We start from the raw sequence: 652 nt of genomic DNA on the forward strand, positions 1-652 counted from the left end.
AGCAAACTTATTTACAAGTTCACAATTGTCACGTATCAGATCGACCACCCAACCGTGCGGTTTCCCTTTCACGTTTCTGGAATTGTTCTCCATCGGCGCACGACCGAGAGGCGACAGTGGTAAATCCGGCAACCGCGCTCTACGGCGCGCTGCAGTTGTAAGGCGCCTGCGGTCCGACAGGAGGCGTTATTTTGGGCGGTGCCAACGTCGTTGCCGCAGCGCAATTCGATTGGTAGACCGGCGCCGTCTCGACCATTGAACTATCGTTTACCGTTTGAGCGGAAATATTTACGTAGGTATTGCCGGTATTCCCGGGACGCGCGATTTGGCCTCCCGTTGAATCGTCAAGCCGCCACAATTCCGACCATTTCGCTGTCTGACCGCAAGCCAGGTAGACTGTGTTCTGTACGAATGAGTTGCCCGCCATTCCGTAGTTGGGAAAGCCGGAAGCGACATCGTCCTCGTAGAGAAAGGGCTCAGCCGTTATGCCAGTGGTATCGAAGAAATTGCCGGTGAACACCACGTGGTCGCCGCCGTGAACCTGGAAGGCAAAAGCTCCCGCCCCCGTTACAAAGTTGTTCGCCACGTTGACGTTTGAGCTTTCGTCGTCAAGATATATAGCGCGGGCGCCATTGCCGCTAACAGACTGACC

At 55.2% G+C, this 652-nt stretch carries 1 protein-coding gene; it reads right to left on the reverse strand.

The features are described 5' to 3' along the window. Window positions 1-139: 139 nt before the first annotated feature. Window positions 140-652, reverse strand: a 513-nt coding sequence (locus P0D89_RS53810) for a hypothetical protein (RefSeq protein ID WP_408379783.1), incomplete at its 5' end; no start/stop codon positions are given.

It is taken from the genome of Paraburkholderia sp. RL18-085-BIA-A (genome assembly GCF_046027075.1).
GTDB lineage: Bacteria > Pseudomonadota > Gammaproteobacteria > Burkholderiales > Burkholderiaceae > Paraburkholderia.